The sequence below is a fragment of the Pseudomonas sp. SDO55104_S430 genome (genome assembly GCF_054070595.1).
In genome coordinates this window covers 21,295-45,435 of the sequence record NZ_JBSVXG010000026.1, presented here as the reverse complement: position 1 = coordinate 45,435, position 24,141 = coordinate 21,295, and the positions used below count along the sequence as shown (strand labels likewise).

Here is a 24,141-nt window from a genome sequence, read left to right as displayed (position 1 = left end):
AGCCGGTATGAATGGTGGCTGACACACCGCATTCGCGAGCAAGCTCTGCTCCTACATTAGGGTTGTGGTGAGGTCTTTAAATCCAACCGAACTCCCGCCAAACCCTCACAGTCAACCCCGAACAAGCACCACTAACGTTCGGAGATTGATGATGACCCACTACCCCAAACCACCCTTCCCCAAACAACACCAGCCTGTCCCCGGTTCGCAGCGCAAGATGGATCCCTATCCCGATTGTGGCGAGCAGAGTTACAAGGGCTCGGGACGCCTTGAGGGCAAGATCGCCCTGATCACCGGCGGTGACAGCGGCATTGGTCGTGCCGTGGCGATTGCCTTCGCCCGGGAAGGCGCCGATGTCGCCATCGCCTATCTCGATGAACAGCAGGACGCCGAGGAAACCGCGCGCTGGGTCGAACAGGCCGGCCGCCAGTGCCTGCTGCTGCCCGGTGATCTGGCGCAAAAGGTTCATTGCCGGGGTTTGGTTGAGAAAACCGTCGAACGTTTCGGCCGCATCGATGTGCTGGTCAACAACGCCGCGTTCCAGATGACTCACGAAACCCTCGAAGACATCTCCGACGAAGAGTGGGTGATGACCTTCGACGTCAACATCACCGCGATTTTCCGAATATGCCAAGCCGCGCTGAAGCACATGAAACCCGGCAGTTCGATCATCAACACCAGTTCCGTCAACTCGGACATGCCCAACCCCACCCTGCTCGCCTACGCCACCACCAAGGGCGCAATCGCCAACTTCACCGCAGGCCTGGCGCAGATGCTGGGGCCGAAGAACATCAGGGTGAACAGCGTGGCACCGGGGCCGATCTGGACGCCGCTGATCGTATCGACCATGAAGGAAGAAACGATTCAGAACTTCGGCGGCAACACCCCGCTCGGCCGTCCGGGCCAGCCGGTAGAAGTGGCGCCGATCTATGTGCTGCTGGCCTCGGACGAAGGCAGTTACATCACCGGCCAGCGCTTTGGTGTGACAGGCGGCAAACCCATTTTTTAGACACTTGGGCCTAGACACTTGGGCCAAAAGATGGAACCCCGGTATTGCCGCGTCGCTCAACACGATAAGGGCCCTCCCATGGCGGGCCTGTCGATCAATGGAGGTCGCCATGTCCGCACCTATCGTCAAGCTGTTCACCCAACCCAACTTCGCCTGGACGGATATTCGCAAGGAAGAGGAAGCCCATCCGCGCCACTACCTGGCGCATCTGCTGCTGTTGGCCTTGATTCCACCGGTATGCCTGTTCATCGGCACCACCTATGTGGGCTGGAGCCTGGCGGAAAACGAAACCGTCAAGCTCAGTGCCGCCAGCGCCCTGCAACTCAGTGTGCTGCTGTACGTCAGCATCATGGTCGGCGTTGCCGTCATCGGCGGTTTCATCCGTTGGATGTCCCGCACCTTTGACGCCAGACCGACCCTCAACCAGTGCATCGGCTTTGCCGCCTACACCGTCACGCCGTTCTTCGTCGCAGGCCTGGCCGGTCTGTACCCGAGCCGCTGGCTGGCGATTCTGGTGCTGGGCGCTGCCTCGGTCTATTCGACGTTCCTGCTGTTTGTCGGGTTGCCGACCTTCATGCACGAGCGCAAGGAGCAAGGCCTGCTCAATGCGGCCTGCGTCTGGGGTGTCGCGCTGCTGGTGCTGGTCACCGTTCTGGTGGAGATGATCCTGATCTGGTTCAACGTGCTGAGTCCTGAATACCTGCGTGCCACCGTTGGCTGACGACCCGAGGCCATGAGCTTCGTTGCCTGGGTGTCGGTGTTGGGCGCCGTGTTGCTGGCGCTGGCGCTGACGTCTTCGTATTTGCGCTGGATGCCGGTGACCACCTCGGCCGTGTGCCTGTTGCTCGGCATGGCCATTGGGCCTGCAGGCATGGGCTGGCTCAGGCTGGACATCAAGGATGCGTCGTTCTGGATGGAGCACCTGACGGAAGTCGCGGTGCTGTTTTCGTTGTTCGTCTGCGGGCTGAAGCTGCGCCTGCCACTCAACAAGCGCAAATGGCGCGTAGCCTACGGCCTTGCCGGGCCGGTGATGGTGCTGACCATTGCGGGTGTCTGCCTGTTGCTGCACTTCGCCTTCGATCTGGCGTGGGGATCGTCCTTGCTCATAGGCGCGATTCTGGCGCCCACTGACCCGGTGCTTGCATCGCTGGTGCAGGTCAACGATGCCCAGGATGACGACCCGGTGCGTTTCGGCCTTTCGGGCGAAGCCGGCCTGAACGATGGCATTGCCTTTCCCTTCGTCATTCTTGGTTTGTTGTTCCTGCAACAACCTGAAGGTGCTTCCAGCGCCTGGCTCGATGATTGGGCCTTGAAGAGGCTGCTGTGGGCAGTGCCGGCCGGCCTGCTGATCGGCTACTGCATGGGGCGCGGGATTGGTCGCCTGACTCTGTCGATGCGTATCCGCAATGCCGACAGCACTCTGTCGCCCAACGATTACCTGACCTTCGCTCTGATTGCCCTGGCCTATGTCGCCGCCGAAGCGGTACACGGTTACGGCTTTCTCTCGGTGTTCGCCGCCGGCTTGGGGTTGCGGGCTGCAGAGGTCAACTCCGCCGGGCATTTGCAGCCGCCGGCGGAGCATCTGGTCAAAGCCGTGGTCGGCCACCAGGACGTCGAACCCCACGAGGCGCTGCACGGCGACGTGGAGCATCTGGACGACACGCAGGTGGCCGCCGGCATCATGATCGGCGACATGTTGGCGTTCGGCGGGCTGGTGGAACGGGCCATGGAGGTATTTCTGGTGACCCTGCTCGGCGTGGTGCTGGTCGGCCACTGGGACTGGCGCGCGCTGGCGATTGCCCTGGTGCTGTTCTGCGTGATTCGCCCCTTGAGCGTCGGGCTGGTGCCTTGGGGCAGCCTGCTCAACACCCGGCAACGACTGCTGATCGGCTGGTTCGGGATTCGCGGGATCGGCAGCTTCTACTACCTGTTCTACGCCCTGAATCACGACCTGCCGGCAACGGTCGCCAGCCTGTGCACCGACCTGACCCTGTCGGTGGTGGCGCTGAGCATTCTGCTGCACGGCATCAGCACCCAACCGATGCTTGCACGCTACGAGCAGCGCGAACGCCGGCTCACTTCAGCGCCGCGGCGATGATTTCCACCAGACTGTTTTGGGTGAAGGGTTTGGACAAGCGTGGCAGGCCGGCGGCGAAGCCATCAATGCTCTCGGCAAAGCCGGTGGCGAGGATGATCGGCAAGTCGGGCATCAGAATGCGGATCGCCTGGGCCAGTTGTGCGCCATTCATCTGCGGCATGGCCATGTCGGTGATGACCAGATCGAAATGCTGCTCACTCTCCAGCAAGCGCAGCGCCTGTGCACCGGAATCGGCAAAGCTGACCCGATGCCCCAAGTCCTCAAGCAGCAGACAGGTACTGGTCAGCACCAGACTGTCGTCATCGACCACCAGCACATTCAAACGTGGCACCTCGGGGGCGGCAGGCACGGTATTCGCGGCCTCGGCCAACGATCCCGCCTGAGCGACCGGCAACCAGAGTTCTGCGGTGGTACCGATGCCTTTTTCGCTTTTGAGCAGGAAACGTCCACCCATCTGCTCGATGAAACCGTGGACCATCGACAGTCCCAGGCCCGTGCCTTTGCCGACACCTTTGGTGGTGAAGAATGGGTCCATCGCCGAGGCGAGCGTCACCTCGTCCATGCCTTCGCCGGTGTCGCTGATGGACAGGCACACGTATCGCCCGGGTGCCAGGGTCGAGTGGGGTTGATCGAGAATGACCTCGGTGCTGGTGCCCATTACGATCTTGCCGCCATTGGGCATGGCGTCCCGGGCGTTGGTCGCGAGATTGAGCACCGCCAGCTCCAGCTGGTTGAGGTCGGCCAGTACCGGCTCAGGTTCAGGAGAGAAATTGGTTTCGATTCTGACCGAAGGCCCGAGCGAACTGCGCAGCAGACCCGTGATGCCCTGCACCAGTGCGGGGATATCGACAGGTTCTGCCTTGAGCTCCTGACGGCGGGCGAAGGCCAGCATGCGCTGGGTCAGAGACACGCCACGCTGGGCGCCCTGGGTGGCGTTATCGATCAAGCGGGTCAGGCGCGGATCGTCGCCCACGCGCTTGCGGACGATTTCCAGATTACCGAGGATCACCGTCAGCAAATTGTTGAAGTCGTGGGCAATGCCGCCGCTGAGCTGACCGATGGCCTGCATCTTCTGCGCCTGGAACAGCGCTTCCCGGGTTTTCTCAAGGGTTTGCTGGGCCTGGGCCGCCTCGGTGACATCACGGGTGATCTTGGCGAAACCCAGCAAGGTGCCGGTGTCGCCCCAGATCGGGTCTACCACCACATGGGCCAGAAACCGCGTGCCATCCTTGCGTTGGCGCCAACCGCGATTTTCGAAGCGCCCTTCGCGCCGGGCGATGTCCAGGGTCCGACACGGCTCGTTGGCCTCACGGTCCTCAGCGGTATAGAACATGGAAAAGTGCTGGCCGATGACTTCTTCAGGTCGGTAGCCCTTGATGCGCTGAGCCCCCGGATTCCAGTTGGACACGTAGCCGTCCGGGGTCAGCATGTAGATGGCGTAGTCGGTGACGCTCTGCACCAGCAGGCGGAACTGCTGCTCGCTTTGCTTGAGGGTTTCCTCGGCCATCTTGCGGTCGGTGAGGTCGCGGGTGATCTTGGCGTAGCCCAGCAACGTGCCCGACGGATCGCGAATCGGATCGATGACCACGCTGGACCAGAAATGCGTACCGTCCTTGCGCACCCGCCAGCCTTCGCCTTCGAACCGTCCTTCGCGCAGCGCCGTGTCCAGCGCCCGTTGCGGCAAGCCGGCACGCCGGTCGGCGTCGGTGTAGAAACGCGAGAAATGCTGGCCGAGGATCTCGGCTTCTTCATACCCCTTGAAGCGCCTGGCGCCGGCGTTCCAGCTGATGATGATGCCGTCGGGATCGATCATGTAGATCGCATAATCGACGACCGCATCGACCAGCAGCCGAAAGCGCATGTCCTCGCTTGCGATTCCTTTGCTCCGATCCTCGCTCATTGAGTACTCGCGTCAGAATATTTCTTGGAAGTATGCGGCAATCCTCCGATTTGGACAGCCTGAATTTAGGCGCCCTGCACCGCGGTATCGCCGATGGACCACCAGCTGGGCAGCAACTGCCGAATCCGTGACTCGGCAAATCGGTCATCGATCAGCATCACCACGCCTTTGTCCTGCTGAGTGCGGATCACCCGGCCGGCCGCCTGCACGACTTTTTGCAGGCCGGGGTACAGGTAGGTGTAGTCGTAGCCGGCGCCGAAGATCGCCGCCATGCGCTGTTTGATCTGCTCGTTGACCGGGTTCAACTGCGCCAGCCCCAGGGTCGCGATGAACGCGCCGATCAGCCGCGCACCGGGCAAGTCGATGCCCTCGCCGAACGCCCCGCCCAGCACCGCAAAACCGATGCCCTCGCCGCCCTCGGTGAACTGATCGAGGAACTGCTGGCGCTGCGCTTCAGCCATGCCTCGCGATTGTGACCAGGTTTTGATCTGCGGGTGCCGTTCGGCCAGTAACTGCGAGACCTGCTGCAAGTAATCGAAGCTGCTGAAGAACGCCAGGTAGTTGCCGGGGCGGGTTTGGTACTGCTGGGCCATCAGCTCGACAATAGGCGCAAGGGACGCCTGTCGATGGGTGAACCGGGTCGAGATCTGGCTGGCGATGTGCACCTGAAGTTGGTCGGCATGAAACGGCGATTCGACGTCGATGCACACCGTGTTGCCGGGTGTACCCAGCAGATCGGCGTAATAGCGGCGCGGGCTCAGGGTCGCGGAGAACAGCACGGTGCTGCGCGCCGCAGTCAAGCGTGGCCCGATGAAGCCGGCGGGCACCACGTTGCGCAGGCACAGATTCGACAGCGGTTTCTTGCGGTCGAGGTCGCGCTTGGTGATGTCGAACAGGAACTGCTCATCGAACAGCTCGGCCACCCGGCAGAACTGCAGCATGTCGAAGTAGAAGCTCTGCAGTGCGCTGTCCAGGCCTTGCGGGTGGTCGTTCAGGTATTCGCCGATGCTGCCCGTACAGGAAGACAACGCCTGCAGCAGTTTCTCCGGCGCCTTGTCGTAGGCCTGATAGGCAATCGGCTGCGGGTCATGCAAGGCGTTCCATTCGCGATTGACCCGCTGGAAGGACTTTTTCAGAGGTTCGGGCGCGGTTTTGCGTACGGTGTTGAGAGTGAACTGGTCGAGACTGGCGCTGTACATCTGCCGGCCGCGCTCCACCAGGTTGTGGGCCTCGTCTGCCAGTACCGCGACCTTCCATTGATTGGCCTGGGCCAGTCCGAACAGCAAGGCGCTGAAGTCGAAGTAGTAGTTGTAATCGGCAACCACCACGTCGGCCCAGCGGGCCATTTCCTGGCTCAGGTAGTACGGGCATACAGCGTGCTCCAGGGCGACCTGGCGCAAAGCGCCCTGGTCCAGCAGCTTCAGTTCGCTGGCGGCCTGTCGTGCGGCCGGCAAACGGTCGTAAAAGGCCTGGGCCAGGGGGCAGGACTCGCCGTGGCAGGCTTTGTCCGGGTGTTCGCAGGCCTTGTCCCGGGCAATCATCTCCAGTACCCGCAGGGGCGGAGCGTTGGCACTGTCGAGAATGACCTGCGCCGCATCCAGCGCCAGTTTGCGTCCGGGGGTTTTCGCCGTGAGGAAGAACACCTTGTCCAGTTGCTGCGGCGCGAGCGCCTTGAGCATCGGGAACAACGTGCCCAGGGTCTTGCCGATCCCCGTCGGCGCCTGGGCCATCAGGCAGCGGCCGGTGCTGACGGCCTTGAACACCGACTCGGCCAGATGTCGTTGCCCCGGCCGAAATCCGCTGTGGGGAAATGCAAGCTGTTGCGCCCCGAAGTTGCGCGCCTGGCGATGGGCCATTTCCTGCTCGGCCCAGTGCAGGAAACGGGTGCAATGCTTTTCGAAGAACTCCTGCAACTGTGTGGCGCTGAAGCTTTCGACCAGGCAGGTTTCCTTTTCGCTGACGATGTCGAAGTACACCAGCGCCAGGTTGATCTGCTCCAACTGCAACTTGCGGCACATCAACCAGCCGTAGATCTTCGCCTGGGCCCAGTGCAGTTGCCGGTGATTGGCCGGTTGCTTGCTCAGGTCGCCACGGTAGGTTTTGACTTCTTCCAGGCAGTTTCGCGCCGGGTCGTAGCCATCGGCCCGGCCTTTGACGGTCAGGCTTTGAAACCGACCTTCAAGGGCGACCTCGCTTTGATAGTCCTCGCTGCGCCGGGAGGCCACCGTACGATGCCCGACGATGCCTTCCAGCGCTGTGGGTGACGGGGTGAAACGCAGGTCGAGATCGCCCACCTTGGCGGTGAACTCACACAGCGCACGTACCGCGATGCTGTAGCTCAAGCGCCCTGCTCCGCCCACTGCACGTAACACACGGCGATCGGCATGCCGTGTTCATGACAAAACTCCAGCCAGCGCAACTGGTTGTCCTGCAGGCGATCGCCCGGGCCTTTGACTTCGATCATGCGGTAGGTTTTCTGCTGCGGCCAGAACTGGATCAGGTCCGGCATTCCGGCGCGATTGGCCTTGATGTCCAGCAACAGGCGGTTGAACCAGTGTTTGAGGTGTTCGGGTGGCAGGCAGTCCAGGGCCTGCTCCAGCAAGGCCTCGTCCAGCGCGCCCCAGAACACGAAAGGCGACTGCACGCCCCATTTTTCCGTGTAGCACTGGCGAATGGTGTGCAGGTATCGACCGTCGTCCAGTTGCTCAAGGCAAGCCTGGAACAGCTGCGCTCGCCTTTCCTGGAAGTCTTCGTTGAGCAGGTCCACCGGGCCGCGTTGGAACGGGTGGAAAAACGCCCCGGGCAGCGGCGCGAAAATCGCCGGCCAGCACAGCAGGCCGAACAGCGAATTAATCAGACTGTTCTCGACGTAGTGCACCGGCGCCGAATCTTCTGCCAGGTGTGCCTGGACGTAGTACTCCACGGACAGGTCGGGATCGATTCTGGGCAACAGCAGGTCCAGACGCTCCATCTGCCGTTGTGCTGCGCGTTTGACCGCGGGTCCACCGAGTTTGCGACGCAACCTGGGCAGCATACGCAGCAGTTGTTGCTGCTCGGCGGCGCTTGGGGTGGATTGCTGGACTTGGGTGGCCAATTCCAGGGCCAGTTCGTATTCGGCGCATCGCTCCAGCACGCGGATCAGGCGCACCCGGGCGCCGGGGTAGGCAGATTGGCGATAGAGTGTCAGGGCCGTTGCGAAATCGGCGATGCGTTCGCAGTGTTGGGCCATCTGGAACAGCAGTTTGTCCCGGCGTCTTTGCAGCCAGGGGTTGCCGAGGGGCAGGCCGCCGATACGCTCGACGATGTCTTCGATTTCCTCGCCGTCTATGAATGCTTGCTGGCACAAGTGCAGGAACATACCGGCATCCACGTCTTCGCGGTTGCGGAAACCTCGGGAGTCGACGCAGAACTCGACTTTTTCGTAGGTGAAGATGCCGAGGTCCGCCAGAACGAATTCGGACCAGTCCTGGTACAGATTGCCGAAGAACATGAAACGCAGCCGGTCGCACAGATCCATGATGGTCACGCTGAACAGACGCTCGTTCAGGGCTGGACACCACGCCTGAAAGCTCAGCGCCTCGGGAAAGCGCTCGCTCAGGACGGGAAGCCAGTCGGTTTTCTTGGCCTTCGGCTGGTCAATGGCGTGGCCCAGACATTGCAGGATTTCGGCCTTGAGCAACAGCTCGCACAGCGCCTCGATGGGCAGTGGCCGTTGTTCGTCGATCCATCCCAGCGCCACCAATGGTTCCACCGCTTCGAGGGTGTCGCCGATTTCGACGTATTGCAGCTTGCTCGCCCTGAAATGAATGCCCTTGCGCATGACCATCCTGACCAACAGCGCTCGGGATTCGCGATTTAGTTGATTGAAGTCAGAGATGAAGCGCTGCTCTTCTTCGGCCAGCACATCGCCGTAGCGTTGTTCAAGCCAATCAAGCACTTGCATGAAGTTGTTCAAGTAATAGAACGGGTCTTCGAGGGGATTTGCGGTCACGGGAAAGGGAGCCATGGCGAGCGAATACTGGTTATGCGTACAGATACCAGCAACACCCTGCATGGCGCAATCGGAAAAAGATGGGCGGATCGCTATCAATCATTTTTCTTAAGAGGCCGAACTTTCCGCCCCTCCACGGCACCAACCGCGATAGAGGTGCTGTCAAACGCGACGGTCGCTGCGTTTTTTTCGAATATGAGAGGTGGTTATGAACATCAAGACGTTGGTTCTACCGTTGGCGGCTGCCGCCCTGCTGGCACTGGCAGGCTGCTCCACCCCCACCGTGGTAACCCTGCAAAACGGCACGCAATACCTGACCAAGGACATGCCGAAAACCGAGACCAAAGATGGCTTCTACGAGTTCGAAGACATTTCCGGAGCGAAAGTCAAAGTGCGGGCGGATGAAGTGGCGACGGTGCGTGAAGAAGATTGATGTGCCGGTGATTGTTGCTGGTCAGCCTCAGGACCTGTGGGAGCGGGCTTGCCCGCGAAGAGGCCGGCACATCCAACATTGATGTTGGACCCTCTGACGCATTCGCGGGCAAGCCCGCTCCCACAGGGTTCTGGGTTGATCACAGATTTTGTGGTCAGCCTCAGGACCTGTAGGAGCAAGGCTCGCCCGCGAATAGGCCGGCACATCCAATAGTGATGTAACGGCTCAACTACCCGTCCGAATCTTGTTCCAGACCCGCGTCCGAACCCGATCGATATTCAACGGCATCGCTTCCAGCGCAAACAATTTCCCCATCATGTCCGGGCTCGGGTAGACCTTGGTGTCGTTCTTGATGGCCGGGTCGATCAGGGTGTCGGCCTGTTCGTTGCCGTTGGCGTAGTGCACGTAGTTGCTGATGCCGGCCATGACGTCCGGGCGCAGCAGGTAGTTCATGAAGGCGTAACCGGCCTTTTCGTCCGGGGCGTCGACGGGCATGGCGACCATGTCGAACCAGATCGCGGCGCCTTCCTTGGGTATCGAATAACCGATGTCGATGCCGTTCTTCGCTTCCTTGGCGCGGTTTTCCGCTTGCAGGATGTCGCCGGAGAAGCCGACCGCCACGCAGATATCGCCGTTGGCCAGGTCGCTGGTGTACTTGGATGAATGGAAGTAGCTGACGTAAGGTCGGACTTTGAGCAGCAAGGCCTCAGCCTTTTTGTAGTCTTCCGGGTTCTTGCTGTGATGCGGCAACCCCAGGTAATTCAGCGCCGCCGGCAGCAACTCCGGTCCGTTATCGAGAATCGCCACCCCACACTTCTGCAACTTCTCCATGTTTTCCGGCTTGAAAATCAGATCCCACGAATCCACCGGCGCGTTGTCGCCCAGCACCGCCTTGACCTTGGCAATGTTGTAGCCGATGCCGGTACTGCCCCACAGATACGGGAAACCGTGCTCGTTGCCCGGATCGTTGCCCTGCAACGCCTTGAGCAGCACCGGGTTTAGATTCTTCCAGTTCGGCAACTGGCTCTTGTCCAGGGTCTTGAGCGCCTTGCCCTCGATCTGCCGGGCCATGAAGTGGTTGGACGGGAAAACCACGTCGTAACCGGATTTGCCGGTCATCAATTTGCCGTCGAGGGTTTCGTTGCTGTCGTAGACGTCGTAGGTGAAGCCGATGCCGGTTTCTTTCTGGAAATCCTTGGTGGTGTCCGGGGCGATGTAATCCGACCAGTTATAGATCTTGACGGTTTCCGCCGCCTGGCTGATGGACGCAACAAGCATCAACGGGGCAAATATCAGTGTCTGTCGCAGCATGAATCGATTCCTGTATGGGTTTGTTTTTGTTGGCAGGCAATCAAAGGGATCAGCGTTTAGAAAATCAAAACGTAGGTCTTGCGCACGGTTTCCTGGATATCCCAGATTCCGAGGCTGTTGGCCGGCAACATCAGTGCATCGCCGGCTTCGATGTGCAGGGGTTCGCCGCCGTCCGGGGTGAAGGTGCAGCGCCCCTGGATGAAGTGGCAGAACTCCTGGGCGACGATCTGCCGCCGCCAGCGTCCCGGGGTGCATTCCCAGACGCCGGTTTCGACGCCGTCGTCGCGCTCCACGCTGGTGGTCGACGCCACCGCCACGGGGGTGCCCAAAGGGACGGCGACCGGGTTGGACTCTTCCAGCTCGAGGGTCGCGGTGTTCTTGAATTGGGTGATGCTCATGGGAATACCTGTCTGTGAAAAAGCGTTTAACGCATGAAACCTTCCATGAACCCGGCAACCCCGCTGGCAAGCTTGCGCCGCCAGGGCGCGGTGGCCGGATTGGCCAGGGTCTGGTCTTCATGGACGAAGCTGCGAATGATCGCGTTGTAGCCGAGCCAGCGGCAGGGTTCGGGCTCCCAGGCCTTGAGCGCATCCAGGCCCCGCTGCGGCAGGACCCAGGGCTGGCGCACCAGCTCGGTATCGCGCTCGAGGATCAGGTCGGCCAGGGTCCGGCCACCCAGGGCGCTGGCGCCAACGCCTTCCCCGCCATAACCGCCGGACAAGGCAATACCGCTGGCACGGTCGCACAGCATGTGCGGCTTGAAACGCCGGGACATGCCCAGGTTGCCGCCCCAGCCGTGGGTGATCTGCGCGTTCTTGAGCTGCGGGAACAGCTCGCCGAACAGATAGCGGCGCAGTTCGATTTCGCTGCTGGTCAGGTCGAAGTCATGGCGCAACCGCCCGGCGAACTGATAGCCGCCCCGAGCGCCGAAGATCAGCCGGTTGTCCGCGGTGCGCTGGCCATAGGTGACCTGACGACTGCTTTCGCTGAAGGCTTGCCCTTGGCTCAGGCCGATCTCGTCCCAGGTGGCGTTGGACAGCGGCTCGGTAGCGACGATCAGGCTTTGCACCGGCAACTGGTAACGTCCCAGCGGCGGCAAGGTCACCGAATAGCCTTCCACCGCCGGCACCACCCAGCGGCTACGCACCGAGGCTTTGGCGGTGCGCAGGCTGCCGGATTGCCATTGGGTCACCGGGCTGTTCTCGTAGATCGTCACGCCAAGACGCTCGACCGCCCGAGCCAGGCCGCGCGCCAGTTTGGCAGGATGCACGGTGGCGACATGGGGCGCGAAGATGCCGCCGTAGGGTTTGGCGACACGGATCTGCTGCGACAGCTGCTCAGGGCTCAGCCAGCGGTAATCGCTTTCGTTAAGTCCCTGGGAATACAGCTTCGCCAGATACTGACGCAGGCTCGCTTCCTGCTCCGGGTAGCGAGCCGCACAATACAGCGCCCCGCCCTTACGGTAATCGCAGTCGATCCCTTCGCGTTCGAGGACAATCGCCACTTCATCGGGAATGCCGTGCAGCAAATCGTAAGAGGAGCGGCGTTGTTTGGGAGACAAAGCCGCAAGCAGCCGATCCTCGCCTAGCATGTTCCCCATCAACCAGCCGCCGTTGCGCCCCGAAGCGCCAAAACCCGCGGTTTGCGCCTCGACGATGGCGATGTTCAGCTCAGGGGCATGGCGCTTGAGGTAATAAGCGGTCCAGAGCCCGGTATACCCGGCGCCGATGATCGCCACGTCGACATCCAGGTCCCGCTCCAGCGAAGAACGCGCCTGTAGCGGCTCGTCGAGCTGGTCCATCCATAAACTGATTTTGCGCCACGCTGTCATGCCGGATCCCGCCACTCAAAACTTCGATGGCGTCGATCCTAGTGGGTGATCTCAGGAAATGTCTTGCGCGCGTGCACGCAGAGAAATTTGCTTCACGTAAGCCTTGGGCGACTGACCGGTGTGCTGACGGAAACAGCTATAGAACGCGGAAAGCGAGTTGAAGCCGGCGGCAAACGCCAGTTCGTCGATACGCAGCGGTGGCGTGGCCTGATCCAGCGTCGCCAGCAAGTGCTGCAGGCGGGCCTGGTTGACGTAGCGGTAGAAGCTCTGGCCAAGCACCTGATTGAGCAGATAGGAGATCTGATTGCGGCTGTACCCGCACTCCTTCGCCACCCGCTGCAAATCCAGCTCAGGGTCGAGATAAGGTTGCTGGCGCTGGAAATATTGCTGCAGGTCATCGGCCATGAAACTCAATTGCCGGGGCGACAGGCCAAGTCGACTGACGGCCGGGCGCTGGGCTGTCGAGTGCTTGCGCGTGGCCTGCTCGTGGACCAGCGAGGCGTATTCGTTGACCCGCCAGATCAAGCCGTCGCGCACGGTGATCGCTTCGCTGGCACGAAACGACACCAGACCTTCGCCGCCACGCAGGGTGATGCGGTACTGGATGAACGCGGTGTTGCCGTCCAGGCGAATGCGGTCCGAGTGTTCCAGTGCTTCATCGGGATCGCGAGGCATGCTGCTGCGTACGTATTCGCGCAATTCGTCCAGGCCCATCACACGGTTCTGGAAAAAGTCGTTGTATTGAACATCCGGGTGATAAAGCGCCATCACGCCGTCCAGATCCCGGTGTTTCCAGCGCAAGTGATAACGCATGACCGTCTCGGCCGTGGCCTGGGTTTGCTGCGGGCCATCATCCTCGGCGTGCATAAAGGTCTCGATGAAAAAAAGCCGAGCTTGCCCAACTTCCACGGCTGATTCAATCGCCACACCGCAGGCTTGGTCGTGCGTAAAACGTTTGCGCGCCTCGCCCCGCATAAAAAATGAGATGCAATCGCCAAACGGCCTGAAAAAAACACATTCTTTTCACATGCCAATGCTACTTTTAAGGTCTGTCACTGGTTGAGCCAATGAAGGCTCTTCCCTCCTAACGTGAGCTAAAGGAAGCGCTCGATGAAGAAGGCGGGCAACACATGAATAGAGGTTTCAGCAAGGTCACTTTTCCAAATGCCTGCCAGCTGATGCGCTGGCATTTTCATCCCATGGGTTTCGAGGCGAGCATGGATGCGCCGGGCAGCATGATTGCCCGTCTGTTTGATCGTGCCAGTGGCGAGACCATGATCGCCATTGCCGGTATTCCTTGCGCGACGGTGATGAATGCCGCGGATGTCGAACGAATAATCGAAGCGGTGGAAGATGAGCTGGAAGCTTTCATTCCACCGGTGGCCTTGAGGAGTTATGCCTGAGGGTCGTTTGAGACTGTAAAAAAGCCCACATTATGTGGGCTTTTTTGTGGGGGATCGTTTATGCCTCGCGCCGGTGATCGGTGAAAAACGGCTTGCCCTTGCCGATTCGGTCGGATGCCTTCGGTAGATTCGCAGCCTGGGTGTCCTGCCCGTCGACGTACCAGTAGCAATGACTCACCGCCCGAGTGATGCCCACATACGCCAGACGCAGGATCTCGTCTTTCTGCGCATTGTCGTAGGCTTCGTTGTCGCCGGCCTTGCCCAGGCCCGCCATGCGGTACACCTGGTTCTTGTAGGGCGAACTGGTCAGGTGCTGACAGTCGCCCAGCAGGAATACCGCGTCGGCTTGCAGGCCCTTGGCGCTGTGATAGGTCAGTTGTTTCAAGCGGCGTGCCTCATGAGGCAAGCTAGAATCAACATTAACTACAGACTGAATATGCTCTTCAATCAATGACTTATCGCTGCTTTTTCGATAGAGCATCAAGATCGAATCGCCCTTTCTATAGTGCTCGATCAGTTGCTTGGCCATGCCCTGGTCATCGCGATCGAGGACATTGACCGGCAGCAGATCCTTGAGCTCGCCGCAGGCCTTGGCCTTCTTGCCGGCAATCGCGGGCGCTGCGCGCACGATGTGTTCGGCCGCGTCGATGATGTGCTGATGGCTGCGGTAGTTGTCGCTGAGCATGACCTTGGTGGTGCTCGGCGAGGAAAACGTCTTGTTGAATTCCATGAAGTAACTCGGCGAACTGCCGCGCCAGCCGTAGATCGACTGCCAGTCATCGCCGACGCACAGCAGCGACGAACGCTGGGCGCCGCGCCCCACGTGCATGGCCGGACCGCGACTGCGGATCTCGGCCAGACTGGCGCGAATCCACGAGACGATCTGCGGCGAGACGTCCTGAAATTCGTCGATCATCAGGTGCGACATCGGCCGCAGCAAGTCATCGCCGAGCAGCTTGAGGTTCTCCGGCGAATGCTCGCTGAACAGCGCGAACATGCGGTTGTAGGTCATGATCGGCGGTTTCTGGTCCAGCAGATGATCTTCCAGCGCCCGCCAGAACAGGCTAAGGGCCTCGAAGAAAAACCGGTCCGGATCGTCTTTGCCGAAGCTCATCTGGCTGACGGCGTCCGGCACATCCAGCCCCAGGTTCTCGATAAAGCCGGCGGCGGCGACAAAACAGTCCAGCAATGGCGCCGAAGCCAGCTCGCCCTTGACCTTGTAATCGAAGCCCGGCCCGGCGCTGGCGTCACCGGCCAGCGAGGCCAGTACACGTTTCGATGATTCGTAGCTATCCAGCCAAATCAATGGCTTACGACAAAAAGCTTGAAACAGGGTGCGCTTTACTGCCCATTCCGCGCGCACCGTCAGCTTGGCGTTGGGGCGGCTGACCTGCGGGTTTTCCCGGGGATCGAAGCCCAGTACCACCCAGGCATCCAGCGATGGAATGTAGCCGTGGCTATGGAATTTCGCGCCATTGATATCGAAGACCTGACGATTGGGCTTTATACCTTTGATTGGCCAGGCGCCGGCGCGTACCCACAGATCCTCGACCAGATCGCACAACTCTTCGTCGCGCTTGGCCGCCAGCTCGGTGACCGCCACGCGTTTCTGCACATCCGGGTGATCGCGCTCCAGCTCCTTGAGTTGCAGGGCGTGGCGCGACAGTGGCTGGATCAGCTCGCGGAAACGTTCATCGCGGGTATGCAGGGCGTGATAGCAGGCGTTGAGTTGCTGACGCTGGGCATCGTTGATGCGCAGGTCGAACGGATTGCTGTCGATCTCCTCATCACCGCCTTGCGAACGCAGGCTGAGGTTTTCGAAGGCTTGCAGGCGCTCGAAGCCCGGCAGGCTGCGGACCATTGGCAGAATCCGCGAGTGGAAGGTGCGCACCAGATCCCGCGCTTCCTTGAAGCCAAGGGTGCGTCCCCACAGGGCAAACAGTTCGATCAGCTTATTGATGAAGTCTTTGCGCGATTCGCGGGTGAAGGTCACCACTGTCATCGAGCTCAATTCGAAGCCCAGGTAATGGCTCAGCAACACAATGCGCAGCACCAGCGTCGTCGACTTGCCCGCGCCCGCACCGGCGATCACCGAAGTCGAGGGGGTATCGCTGAAGATCATCTTCCACTGCGCGGCGCTCGGTTGCGCGTGGGCGGGCAATAGACGCGCGACGTCGGCCTTCATGCGCTTTTTCAGCTCGGCCGTCAGCGGCAGGCGCCAGTCATCGAACAGGTGATCGTCGATGTTCGGTGGCCGATGCTCGGTCGAGCGCGAGTCGCGAATCAGCAGGACCTGCCGGCCCTCTTCCAGACCTTCGAGCCGGCCTTCCTTATAGCCATACTCGACCCCGGCGGTGTGTCCACTGCGAAAGCCGTCCGCCTGACCGTGCAGCCAGGACGCGCGGTGTTGCGCGCGCAGGCGTGTCAGGCCGTGACCAAAGAACCGGGCGGCCAGGCGCTTGAACAGCGACATCTCGGCCAGAGGAAGAAGTTCGGGAGGGAGATCGGGGGTGTGTTGCGACACGCGAAAAGGCTCCAGGGTGTGAGGCTGTTGCGGGCTATGGTGTCTGCATTTGCCGTTGAGTTCTAGTGAAATGCTTATGACTCATTGGGTTAAGCGATGAACTGAATGCCGAATGAGAATGTTTCGAGGTGTTTTTATATCAAGATACTCGATTGTTATGAGGCATTTTTTACGCTTTTTATCGATCCTTGCCTGACGGATGATGCCCGTCATCAACCAACGGTCTCTTCGTGGCTCAGGCGCTCTGCACCCTTCTCTGCCCACCATGACGAACCTTTACTGGAGACGATCATGCTTGAACTCAGACCTTTCAATTCCCTCGGTGGTGCCGACCATGGCTGGCTGAATGCCCATCACCACTTTTCGTTCGCCGAGTACTACGACCCCAAGCGCATGAACTGGGGCAACCTGCGGGTCTGGAACGATGACGTGATCGCCCCCGGCACCGGTTTCCCGCAGCACCCGCACCGGGACATGGAAATCATCACCTATGTGCGTGAAGGCGCGATCAGCCACCAGGACAACCTAGGCAACAAGGGCCGCACCGAAGCCGGTGACGTTCAAGTCATGAGCGCCGGGACCGGTATCGCCCACAGCGAATACAACCTGGAAGCGACTCCGACCAAGATCTTCCAGATCTGGATCATCCCCAATGAATCCGGCCTGGCACCGTCCTGGGGCGCCAAACCCTTCCCGAAAGACGGACGCGAAGGTTTCGTGACCCTGGCCAGCGGCAAGGCGGGTGATGATCAAAGCCTGCGCATCCGCGCCGATGCGCGGTTGGTGGCGGCGAACCTCAAGGCGGGTGAAAGCGCTGAGTATCGTCTGGACAGCGGCCGTCGTGCGTACCTGGTTCCGGCGACTGGTGTGATAGTAGTCAATGGCTTACGTGCACAAGCTCGAGACGGTGTTGCGGTGGAGGAAGAAGACGTGTTGCGAGTGACGGCGCTCGAGGACAGCGAAATCGTGCTGGTGGATCTGGCCTGATAGAAAAAGGGGCGACCATGGAGGTCGCCCCTTTTTGCATTACACCACCAAACCTTGTGGGAGCGAGGCTTGCCCGCGAATGGTCGCCAACGATGACGCGGGCTGTCTGGATGCCCGCGTCATCGTTGACGACCATCGCGAATGAATTCGCTCCTACAGGGGGTTGCGTTACTTGGTGGAGATTGCGCCGTCCACCAGGGTCTGCGCTTCAGCGACCAGTTGCTTGAGGTGCTCATCGCTGACAAAGCTTTCCGCATAGATCTTGTAGATATCCTCGGTGCCCGACGGGCGTGCCGCGAACCAGCCGTTTTCGGTCATGACTTTCAGACCGCCGATAGCCTGTTCGTTGCCCGGTGCGTGGCTGAGGATGCTCTGGATCGCTTCGCCCGCCAATTCAGTCGAGGTGACCTGAGCCGGCGACAGCTTGCTCAACAACGCTTTCTGTTCAGGATTGGCCTTGGCATCGACGCGGACCGAGAACGGCTCGCCCAGTTCATCGGTCAGCGCGCGATAAGCCTGGCTCGGATCGCGACCGGTACGGGCGGTCATTTCAGCCGCCAACAGGGCCGGGATCAGACCGTCCTTGTCGGTGCTCCAGACGCCGCCGTCCTTGCGCAGGAACGAGGCACCGGCGCTTTCTTCGCCGCCAAAGCCCAGGGAACCATCGAACAGGCCATCGGCAAACCACTTGAAGCCCACCGGCACTTCGTACAGGCGACGACCCAGGCGCTTGGCCACGCGGTCGATCAGGCCGCTGCTGACCACGGTCTTGCCCACTGCGGCATCGGCGCGCCATTGCGGACGGTTCTGGAACAGGTAGTCGATGGACACTGCCAGGTAGTTGTTCGGCGCAAGCAAACCACCGGACGGCGTCACGATGCCGTGGCGATCGTGGTCCGGGTCGCAGGCGAAGGCCACGTCGAAGCGCTCTTTCAGGCCGATCAGGCCCTGCATGGCGTGAGTGGACGACGGGTCCATGCGAATCTGACCGTCCCAGTCGACGGTCATGAAGCGGAAAGTCGGGTCCACTTCCTTGTTCACCACATCCAGATCGAGGCGATAGTGCTCGGCAATCGCCGACCAGTAGCGCACCCCTGCTCCGCCCAGTGGATCGACACCCAGACGCAGCTTGGCGTCACGGATAGCGTCGAAATCGATGACGTTGATCAGGTCGGCGACGTAGGTGTTCACATAGTCGTGACGGTGGGTGGTGCTGGCCTTGAGCGCCTGCTCGTAGCTGATGCGCTTGACGCCGGCCAGCTTGTTGGCCAGCAGCTCGTTGGCCTTGGCTTCGATCCACTTGGTGATGTGGGTATCGGCCGGGCCACCGTTGGTAGGGTTGTATTTGTAGCCACCGCTCTGCGGCGGATTGTGCGAGGGCGTGATGACGATGCCGTCCGCCAGGTCCGTGGTGCGGCCGCGGTTGTAGCACAGGATCGCGTGGGAAACCGCCGGGGTCGGCGTGTACTCGTCGCCTTCGGCGATCATCACCGTCACACCGTTGGCGGCCAGCACTTCCAGAGCACTGGCGCCGGCCGGGGTGGACAGCGCGTGGGTGTCGATACCGACGAACAGCGGACCATCGATACCCTGGGCCTCGCGGTACAGGCAGATCGCCTGACTGATCGCCAGCACGTGCCACTCGTTGAAACTCAGGTCGAAGGAGCTGCCTCGGTGCCCGGACGTGCCGAAGGCCACGCGCTGGGTCGGGATGGCGGCATCAGGCTGGCCGGTGTAGTACGCCGTAACCAGTCGCGGGATGTCGACCAACAATTCTGCCGGTGCCGGTTTACCCGCAAAAGGACTGAGTGTCATGCAAAACCTCTGGATAGAGTGGTTCAGGAGATTGGACGCAGTTTACTGGCAGTTTGACCATCGCGCGACGTTATAGATCCCGGCGAAGTGCAGGCCCACTGTTATAAATTGCCAGCCTGCCCGCTCAATCGATCGACTCCAGACGCAGGGCGTCACCCAACAGGCCCAGCGCGGTGACCAGATCATGGTCGCTGCCGACGTTATGGCTCAGGCGCAAATACTGGGTATGCAGGCCCTGGAGACTGAACAACTCGCCCGGCGCGATCACCACGTGTTCCTTGAGCAGCCGCTGGAACACCTGTCGTACATCGACCCGACGCGAAGATCGTAACCAGATCGTTGCGCCCCCTTGCGGCTCGACGAACTGCAAAGCCTCGCCCATTCGCTCGCCCAGCAATTCGATCATCTGCAGCTTGCTCTCCTTGAGCCTGCGCCGCAGCGACTGCAAATGCTGGTCTATCCGGCCATTGCTGAACAAACGGGCGATGGCCTTCTGGCGAATCGAGGACAGACGAAAGGCCCGCAACAGGAAATGCCGCTGCCATTCGCCGCTCAGATGACGGGACAGCAAATATCCATAGGGCGCCTCCGGGCCGATGATCTTTTCGAAAGTGGAAAAGATCATCAGCCGTTCCGGGGCTAGCAGATCGCGAAAGCGCAAGCTGGGGGCCTCGAAAGCGAGTTCTGCGTAACAGTCGTTTTCCAGCACAAAGCAGTCATGGCGGTCGAGCAATTGCGCGACGGCCTGGCGGTCGTCATCCGGCGCCTGGCTGCCACGCGGCATGTTCAGGCCCGAGGACACAATGACCAGCCGCACCGGTTCGGTTTCCAGCAGATGCTTGAGCCGGTCATGATGCAATCGGCCGTTGGCTTGCAGCGGCCATTCGATCACCCGCACGCCCGCGCCCTGGAACAGCCGCAGAATGACCCAGTCACAAGGTGATTCGATCACCACGGTGGCGTCCCTGAGGACCATCACGGTAATCAGGATTTCCAGCACACCGCGCAGATCGGCGCCGATATAGACGTCATCGGCGTGCCAGCAGCGCACAGGCGACGTGGTGTAGCGCGCCGCGAGTGCCGTGCGCAACTCCAGTTCGCCACACGGTTGCGAGTTTGGTTGTGGCTGACGCGGGTACTGGCGCAGCAGCTCTCGCTCCTGCAGCAGCAACGGGCTGTCAATTGATTGCAAAAGCACCGGCTCATCGCTGCTCAGCACCAGCATGCCGGGGCGTCGGGCGTTGATGTAGACGCTTTCGAGCAGATCATTGCCCTGGCAATGCATGTTGATGGCCGGTGCGGGTACTGCGTAATAACCGGACTTGGCCACCGAATACACCCGCCCTTCCTTCTCCAGCAACGAATAGGCGTACTGAATGGTCGAGATGGAAACGTTCAGGCGCTCGGCCAATTGGCGCAACGACGGCAAACGCACATGCCCGTCGCTGGCGCTCTCCCCGATGATGCTGGTCAGGTAGCGGTAGACCGCCTGGTAGGCGAAATCGGATTCGCGAGGCCCTTTCATGGGATCGGGCCATGGGCACGACGCCGCTGAGGTCGCGGCATCAGGATCGCTGGCAATCCAGGCACGCTCAGCGACCTGCCGACCGTTCGCCCATCATCGACGGGGCATCGCCTTCTGCCTCGTCCTGGTCGCCACTGGCATCAACCGGTCTGCCCTCGGGGATGGGCAGCCGCGGCATCCGATAGAGCTTGGCGATAAAGTTGATCGACAGTCCGCTGACGTCCACCAGCCATTGCAGGATCTGGTCGGCGACCGGGTAGCCCTGCATCGCCCGATGCAGATCCGGCAAGGCCACCAGCATGCCCGGATGGCACTGGCGCAGGAAACGTTCAAGCTGCGACGCCTTGTTGGCAAAGGGTGCAAACACCAGACAGACCATTTGCGCCTCGCTCAGGCCAAGACTGCGTTGCGCCTCGGCGGCTGCCCGAGCGCGCAGCTCTGCCAGGGTCAATGGATTACCGAACGCTTCCACCGCCTGCTCGCACAAACGCTCGGGCAAGTGCTTGCGACGTATCATGACCAAGGACCGTTGCAGGAACTCGGCGACGCCGTCCTCGTAGGTGCTGTCTTCCACGAAACAGGCTTGCAGGCCTCGCAGGTGCGCCGATACCGCCAGCCCCACGTGTTCGTTGTCGCTCAGGTGCGCCGACAGTTCGTCGGGCTTGAAACCTAGAAACTCGGTGAGCAATGGCCAGCGCTCTTCCCTGTTGCTGACCAGCATGTCGTGGATATCGATCACCGTCGCGCGACGACAGGTTTCGAATTGATCGACCGGACGCCATGGCAGCTGGCCCTCTTCGCTGTAGAAGCGCTGATAGCCCTGGTTGCCGAGTTCGTCCAGCAACGGGAAAAGCCCAGTGCTGTCGGGTTTATGCTGACTGGAAAAGTGCAGTCCGGCCTTGATGGCCGCCCGCCTCACGCCCTCGTGGTACTGCTTCTGCTGACGCGGGGAATCGCAACTGATCAAGGCATCGACCCCGTGGTTCCAGCGGGAGATCTGCGCGTGGAACTCCCCGCTGGCCAGATAGCAGTCATCCCATAGATCAAAAAGCCCGTCCCACGCCCGGCGGTGCCCGAGCATCAGCAGATTGGTGCGATTGGTGGCGCGACCGGCCGGGGAAATCGGCGCCGCATGGTCGAACGCCAGCACTTCGCGGTTATCGACCATCAGCACTTCCACCCTGGGGTCGTCATAAAGGAACAGCGCGTTGTAACTGCGATGAACGTTTTCCAGCGCCGCCGGGTGGCTGCTGTTGAGACGCAGACTGGCCACGCGCAAACGAAATGTCGAAGGCGCACGGCTGGCGATGGTCAGTTGCGCGGCGCGCAGCAGCGCCAGGGCGTAGCAGTTGTCGCGGGATCCGTTCTGGACGGCCAATACCTTGAACTCACCGATCCGCTCCATGCCACCCGCGGCCACTCCCAGGCGCTGAATCAGCAACTGCAACGCCGTGCGTTCCGCGCGCGAGAAAAAACTCAGCAGTCGTTGCAGTACTTGTTGATAGACATACTTCATGGCCTGCTCATGGATGTTGGTCATCGTTATTTACCTGATATGCATAAGTTCGATAATGCGCAGACAACTGCACCCGCGGTGCAGGGAATGGCCGGAGAATGAATTGAAAACAGGGCGTTAGTGCCGAATGCTAGCACTTAAGTTTTCAGAGCAGCATTGGCGAGGCGACACAGCTTCCACGACCCTGCGCATACGCCAGCCGCCGTAACCTCAGGGGTTTAAAGGAAATTTGCGTTTGCGCGCAATGTCCTAGGAAATGTCCTACGCAGTCCCACAGACATGGGATACAGGAAATAAAGAAAGAAGTTGCAGCCGATTGTTCTACAACAACAGGAAAGTTCGTTCTTTTCTGAATAGACGACCGTGTAGCGCATTGAAAAGTATCGACTTGATACTCGCCCATGACTCATTCCTTGAGATGAAAGTAATCATTCAATTATCAAGGCTTAGTTGCTGATTAGAAGCTACAGATCCAGAGCAAAAACCAGTTCAGTTGCTGAACTGTCCCGTCGACCGGTCAACGGATGTCTGATTTACAAGGCGCAGATAGCAAAAGAGTCCGTGAGGGCACGGACTCTTCGAGTGGCAGCGGTTGGAGCTATCAGGCCGGTTCGACCTGCAGGGCAACCCTTTCGCGGCACGGGCATTCGCCCATGTAGCGATGCGCTTCGACAAACTCGGTGAACGGGAAGACCCGAGTTTCGAGCGGCACCAGTACGCGATCGGCGGTCAGCTGGTTGATGTCACGCAAGGCACGTTGCAGCGCAACCTGGTCCTGAATGATGCCCAGCTCCGGCTTGCCGGTGAAGTTACCGATGCAGTGCACGAAGAACTGGATGTTCTTCTGGAACGCTGCGCAGGCCGGGAACGGCGTCTGGTTGCCGCCTTGCAGACCGTACAGCACCAGGCTGCCACGGGGCGCCAGCACGTCGCCGAGCAGCGACATCTGTGGGCCACCCAGGCCATCGAACACAACGTTCACGCCGCGGTTGTCGGTGATCTTGTTGATCCGCATCAGCAGATCTTCTTCCTCGGTGACGATGACTTTCTCGGCACCCAGGGCCAGCAGATATTCACGCTCATCGGCCGACTTGGTCGCGGCAATCACCCGCACACCCAAAGCCTTGCCCAGCTGGACGAACGAAGGACCCGAGCAGTGGCTGGCATCGGTGACCAGGGCGAAATCGCCGGGTTTGACCCGCGCCAGATCGACGTAAGCAAAATAGGCAACCAGCAGCGGCGTGTAGTGAACGGCCGCCTGGATCGGGGTCAGCACGTCGGGGTAACGGGTCACGGACGAACGTGGCAGAACGATCTGTTCGCCGTAGACCGGATAATCGTTCGGGCTTTCGGCCGGGAAGCTGGCGACCTTGTCGCCCACTGCCAGGTCATCGACGCCTTCGCCGACCGCTGTGACAACTCCGGCCATTTCCTGGCCAAGACCTGACGGCAGACGAGCGTGGGACGACGCCAGGTTCTGACGCCACAGAATGTCATACCAACTGATACCAATGGCTTCGACGCGTACCTGCACTTCGCCGGGTGCAGGCAAAGCCGCCGCATGCTCTTCGCATTTGAGCACCTCGGCTGAACCAAACTTGTGAAAACGGATCGTGCGGGACATCGCAAACCTCGCCAAATGAACCTCTAATGCCCTGAACTCTAGCTGGGCTTTTGCCCCAACACTATCAGTGGCTATTAATAGTCGACATGCCTGTCATTGATTCCGCAACAGCGGGAGCGTCATCCACAGTCGCTCTATGTTGTAGGAATTTTGACCGCTTCTTGCAGGAAAAAC

18 protein-coding genes are annotated in these 24,141 nt (G+C 60.5%); 6 read left to right on the top strand and 12 right to left on the bottom strand.

The window, feature by feature from the left end; genetic code table 11:
* The first annotated feature begins 151 nt into the window (after positions 1 to 151).
* The 3 genes from ACW9JE_RS07755 to ACW9JE_RS07745 all read left to right on the top strand — a co-directional run bounded on the left by ACW9JE_RS07755 (position 152) and on the right by ACW9JE_RS07745 (position 3,107).
* Positions 152 to 1,009, top strand: a complete 858-nt coding sequence (locus ACW9JE_RS07755; protein ID WP_457432409.1) for an SDR family oxidoreductase — start codon at positions 152 to 154, stop codon at positions 1,007 to 1,009.
* Positions 1,010 to 1,118: 109 nt separating this feature from the next.
* Positions 1,119 to 1,730, top strand: coding sequence for a Yip1 family protein (locus tag ACW9JE_RS07750; RefSeq protein WP_457432408.1), 612 nt, complete (start codon positions 1,119 to 1,121; stop codon positions 1,728 to 1,730).
* A 12-nt stretch (positions 1,731 to 1,742) separates the two neighbouring features.
* Entirely contained in the window at positions 1,743 to 3,107 is a 1,365-nt protein-coding gene (locus tag ACW9JE_RS07745) for a cation:proton antiporter (RefSeq protein WP_457432407.1), read from the top strand.
* On the opposite strand, the gene ACW9JE_RS07740 is transcribed toward ACW9JE_RS07745, so the two are convergent.
* The 3 genes from ACW9JE_RS07740 to ACW9JE_RS07730 form a co-directional block, all read right to left on the bottom strand.
* Positions 3,085 to 5,007 (bottom strand): PAS domain S-box protein, encoded by a 1,923-nt coding sequence (locus tag ACW9JE_RS07740; protein ID WP_457432406.1) that lies wholly within the window; start codon positions 5,005 to 5,007, stop codon positions 3,085 to 3,087. The two genes, ACW9JE_RS07745 and ACW9JE_RS07740, sit on opposite strands and share 23 nt — an antisense overlap.
* A gap of 65 nt (positions 5,008 to 5,072) precedes the next feature.
* Entirely contained in the window at positions 5,073 to 7,349 is a 2,277-nt protein-coding gene (locus ACW9JE_RS07735) for an ATP-dependent DNA helicase (protein ID WP_457432405.1), read from the bottom strand.
* The gene (locus ACW9JE_RS07730) at positions 7,346 to 9,013 is read right to left on the bottom strand and encodes a VRR-NUC domain-containing protein (RefSeq protein ID WP_224535539.1); all 1,668 of its coding nucleotides are present in this window, start codon (positions 9,011 to 9,013) and stop codon (positions 7,346 to 7,348) included. The genes ACW9JE_RS07735 and ACW9JE_RS07730 overlap by 4 nt, the downstream gene beginning before the upstream one ends.
* Positions 9,014 to 9,206: 193 nt before the next feature.
* Here ACW9JE_RS07730 and ACW9JE_RS07725 point away from each other — a divergent pair, with 193 nt between their 5' ends.
* Complete coding sequence (locus tag ACW9JE_RS07725) at positions 9,207 to 9,431, top strand: YgdI/YgdR family lipoprotein (RefSeq protein ID WP_224535541.1); 225 nt, start codon at positions 9,207 to 9,209, stop codon at positions 9,429 to 9,431.
* Between the two features lie 225 nt (positions 9,432 to 9,656).
* Here ACW9JE_RS07725 and ACW9JE_RS07720 read toward each other — a convergent pair whose 3' ends face one another.
* Genes ACW9JE_RS07720 through ACW9JE_RS07705 form a run of 4 tightly spaced genes read right to left on the bottom strand, consistent with a single transcriptional unit; the run spans position 9,657 to position 13,440 of the window.
* Positions 9,657 to 10,742 carry a polyamine ABC transporter substrate-binding protein gene (locus ACW9JE_RS07720; protein WP_224537284.1) on the bottom strand — a complete coding sequence of 362 codons (1,086 nt, stop codon included), beginning with the start codon at positions 10,740 to 10,742 and terminating at the stop codon, positions 9,657 to 9,659.
* A gap of 56 nt (positions 10,743 to 10,798) precedes the next feature.
* Complete coding sequence (locus ACW9JE_RS07715; RefSeq protein ID WP_175376301.1) at positions 10,799 to 11,140, bottom strand: cupin domain-containing protein; 342 nt, start codon at positions 11,138 to 11,140, stop codon at positions 10,799 to 10,801.
* A 26-nt stretch (positions 11,141 to 11,166) separates the two neighbouring features.
* On the bottom strand, positions 11,167 to 12,573 hold the full coding sequence (locus ACW9JE_RS07710) for an NAD(P)/FAD-dependent oxidoreductase (protein WP_457432404.1): 1,407 nt from the start codon (positions 12,571 to 12,573) through the stop codon (positions 11,167 to 11,169).
* Between the two features lie 51 nt (positions 12,574 to 12,624).
* Positions 12,625 to 13,440, bottom strand: a complete 816-nt coding sequence (locus ACW9JE_RS07705) for a helix-turn-helix domain-containing protein (RefSeq protein WP_457432403.1) — start codon at positions 13,438 to 13,440, stop codon at positions 12,625 to 12,627.
* Positions 13,441 to 13,703: 263 nt separating this feature from the next.
* Here ACW9JE_RS07705 and ACW9JE_RS07700 point away from each other — a divergent pair, with 263 nt between their 5' ends.
* Positions 13,704 to 13,976: a DUF1652 domain-containing protein gene (locus ACW9JE_RS07700; protein WP_224537290.1), complete on the top strand. Its 273-nt coding sequence runs from the start codon at positions 13,704 to 13,706 to the stop codon at positions 13,974 to 13,976.
* Positions 13,977 to 14,034: 58 nt separating this feature from the next.
* Here ACW9JE_RS07700 and ACW9JE_RS07695 read toward each other — a convergent pair whose 3' ends face one another.
* Complete coding sequence (locus tag ACW9JE_RS07695; RefSeq protein ID WP_457432402.1) at positions 14,035 to 16,500, bottom strand: UvrD-helicase domain-containing protein; 2,466 nt, start codon at positions 16,498 to 16,500, stop codon at positions 14,035 to 14,037.
* Between the two features lie 291 nt (positions 16,501 to 16,791).
* Here ACW9JE_RS07695 and ACW9JE_RS07690 point away from each other — a divergent pair, with 291 nt between their 5' ends.
* Complete coding sequence (locus tag ACW9JE_RS07690) at positions 16,792 to 17,487, top strand: pirin family protein (protein WP_457432401.1); 696 nt, start codon at positions 16,792 to 16,794, stop codon at positions 17,485 to 17,487.
* A gap of 168 nt (positions 17,488 to 17,655) precedes the next feature.
* Here ACW9JE_RS07690 and pgm read toward each other — a convergent pair whose 3' ends face one another.
* The 4 genes from pgm to ACW9JE_RS07670 form a co-directional block, all read right to left on the bottom strand.
* Positions 17,656 to 19,302 (bottom strand): phosphoglucomutase (alpha-D-glucose-1,6-bisphosphate-dependent), encoded by a 1,647-nt coding sequence (gene pgm, locus ACW9JE_RS07685; RefSeq protein ID WP_457432400.1) that lies wholly within the window; start codon positions 19,300 to 19,302, stop codon positions 17,656 to 17,658.
* Between the two features lie 124 nt (positions 19,303 to 19,426).
* Complete coding sequence (locus tag ACW9JE_RS07680; RefSeq protein ID WP_457432399.1) at positions 19,427 to 20,827, bottom strand: aminotransferase-like domain-containing protein; 1,401 nt, start codon at positions 20,825 to 20,827, stop codon at positions 19,427 to 19,429.
* 67 nt (positions 20,828 to 20,894) lie between these two features.
* Positions 20,895 to 22,367: a hypothetical protein gene (locus ACW9JE_RS07675; protein ID WP_457432398.1), complete on the bottom strand. Its 1,473-nt coding sequence runs from the start codon at positions 22,365 to 22,367 to the stop codon at positions 20,895 to 20,897.
* Positions 22,368 to 22,944: 577 nt separating this feature from the next.
* Complete coding sequence (locus tag ACW9JE_RS07670) at positions 22,945 to 23,967, bottom strand: zinc-dependent alcohol dehydrogenase family protein (RefSeq protein WP_457432397.1); 1,023 nt, start codon at positions 23,965 to 23,967, stop codon at positions 22,945 to 22,947.
* Between the last annotated feature and the right edge of the window lie 174 nt (positions 23,968 to 24,141).

Bases quoted from the DNA above. Each gene is read 5' to 3' on its own strand.
- ACW9JE_RS07680 (WP_457432399.1), bottom strand. From the start codon at position 20,827: ATGAAAGGGCCTCGCGAATCCGATTTCGCCTACCAGGCGGTCTACCGC.
- ACW9JE_RS07690 (WP_457432401.1), top strand. From the start codon at position 16,792: ATGCTTGAACTCAGACCTTTCAATTCCCTCGGTGGTGCCGACCATGGC.
- ACW9JE_RS07710 (WP_457432404.1), bottom strand. From the start codon at position 12,573: ATGACAGCGTGGCGCAAAATCAGTTTATGGATGGACCAGCTCGACGAG.
- ACW9JE_RS07705 (WP_457432403.1), bottom strand. From the start codon at position 13,440: ATGCACGCCGAGGATGATGGCCCGCAGCAAACCCAGGCCACGGCCGAG.
- ACW9JE_RS07675 (WP_457432398.1), bottom strand. From the start codon at position 22,367: ATGACCAACATCCATGAGCAGGCCATGAAGTATGTCTATCAACAAGTA.
- ACW9JE_RS07730 (WP_224535539.1), bottom strand. From the start codon at position 9,013: ATGGCTCCCTTTCCCGTGACCGCAAATCCCCTCGAAGACCCGTTCTAT.
- ACW9JE_RS07725 (WP_224535541.1), top strand. From the start codon at position 9,207: ATGAACATCAAGACGTTGGTTCTACCGTTGGCGGCTGCCGCCCTGCTG.
- ACW9JE_RS07700 (WP_224537290.1), top strand. From the start codon at position 13,704: ATGAATAGAGGTTTCAGCAAGGTCACTTTTCCAAATGCCTGCCAGCTG.
- ACW9JE_RS07745 (WP_457432407.1), top strand. From the start codon at position 1,743: ATGAGCTTCGTTGCCTGGGTGTCGGTGTTGGGCGCCGTGTTGCTGGCG.
- ACW9JE_RS07715 (WP_175376301.1), bottom strand. From the start codon at position 11,140: ATGAGCATCACCCAATTCAAGAACACCGCGACCCTCGAGCTGGAAGAG.
- ACW9JE_RS07720 (WP_224537284.1), bottom strand. From the start codon at position 10,742: ATGCTGCGACAGACACTGATATTTGCCCCGTTGATGCTTGTTGCGTCC.
- ACW9JE_RS07740 (WP_457432406.1), bottom strand. From the start codon at position 5,007: ATGAGCGAGGATCGGAGCAAAGGAATCGCAAGCGAGGACATGCGCTTT.
- ACW9JE_RS07755 (WP_457432409.1), top strand. From the start codon at position 152: ATGACCCACTACCCCAAACCACCCTTCCCCAAACAACACCAGCCTGTC.
- ACW9JE_RS07750 (WP_457432408.1), top strand. From the start codon at position 1,119: ATGTCCGCACCTATCGTCAAGCTGTTCACCCAACCCAACTTCGCCTGG.
- ACW9JE_RS07670 (WP_457432397.1), bottom strand. From the start codon at position 23,967: ATGTCCCGCACGATCCGTTTTCACAAGTTTGGTTCAGCCGAGGTGCTC.
- pgm (WP_457432400.1), bottom strand. From the start codon at position 19,302: ATGACACTCAGTCCTTTTGCGGGTAAACCGGCACCGGCAGAATTGTTG.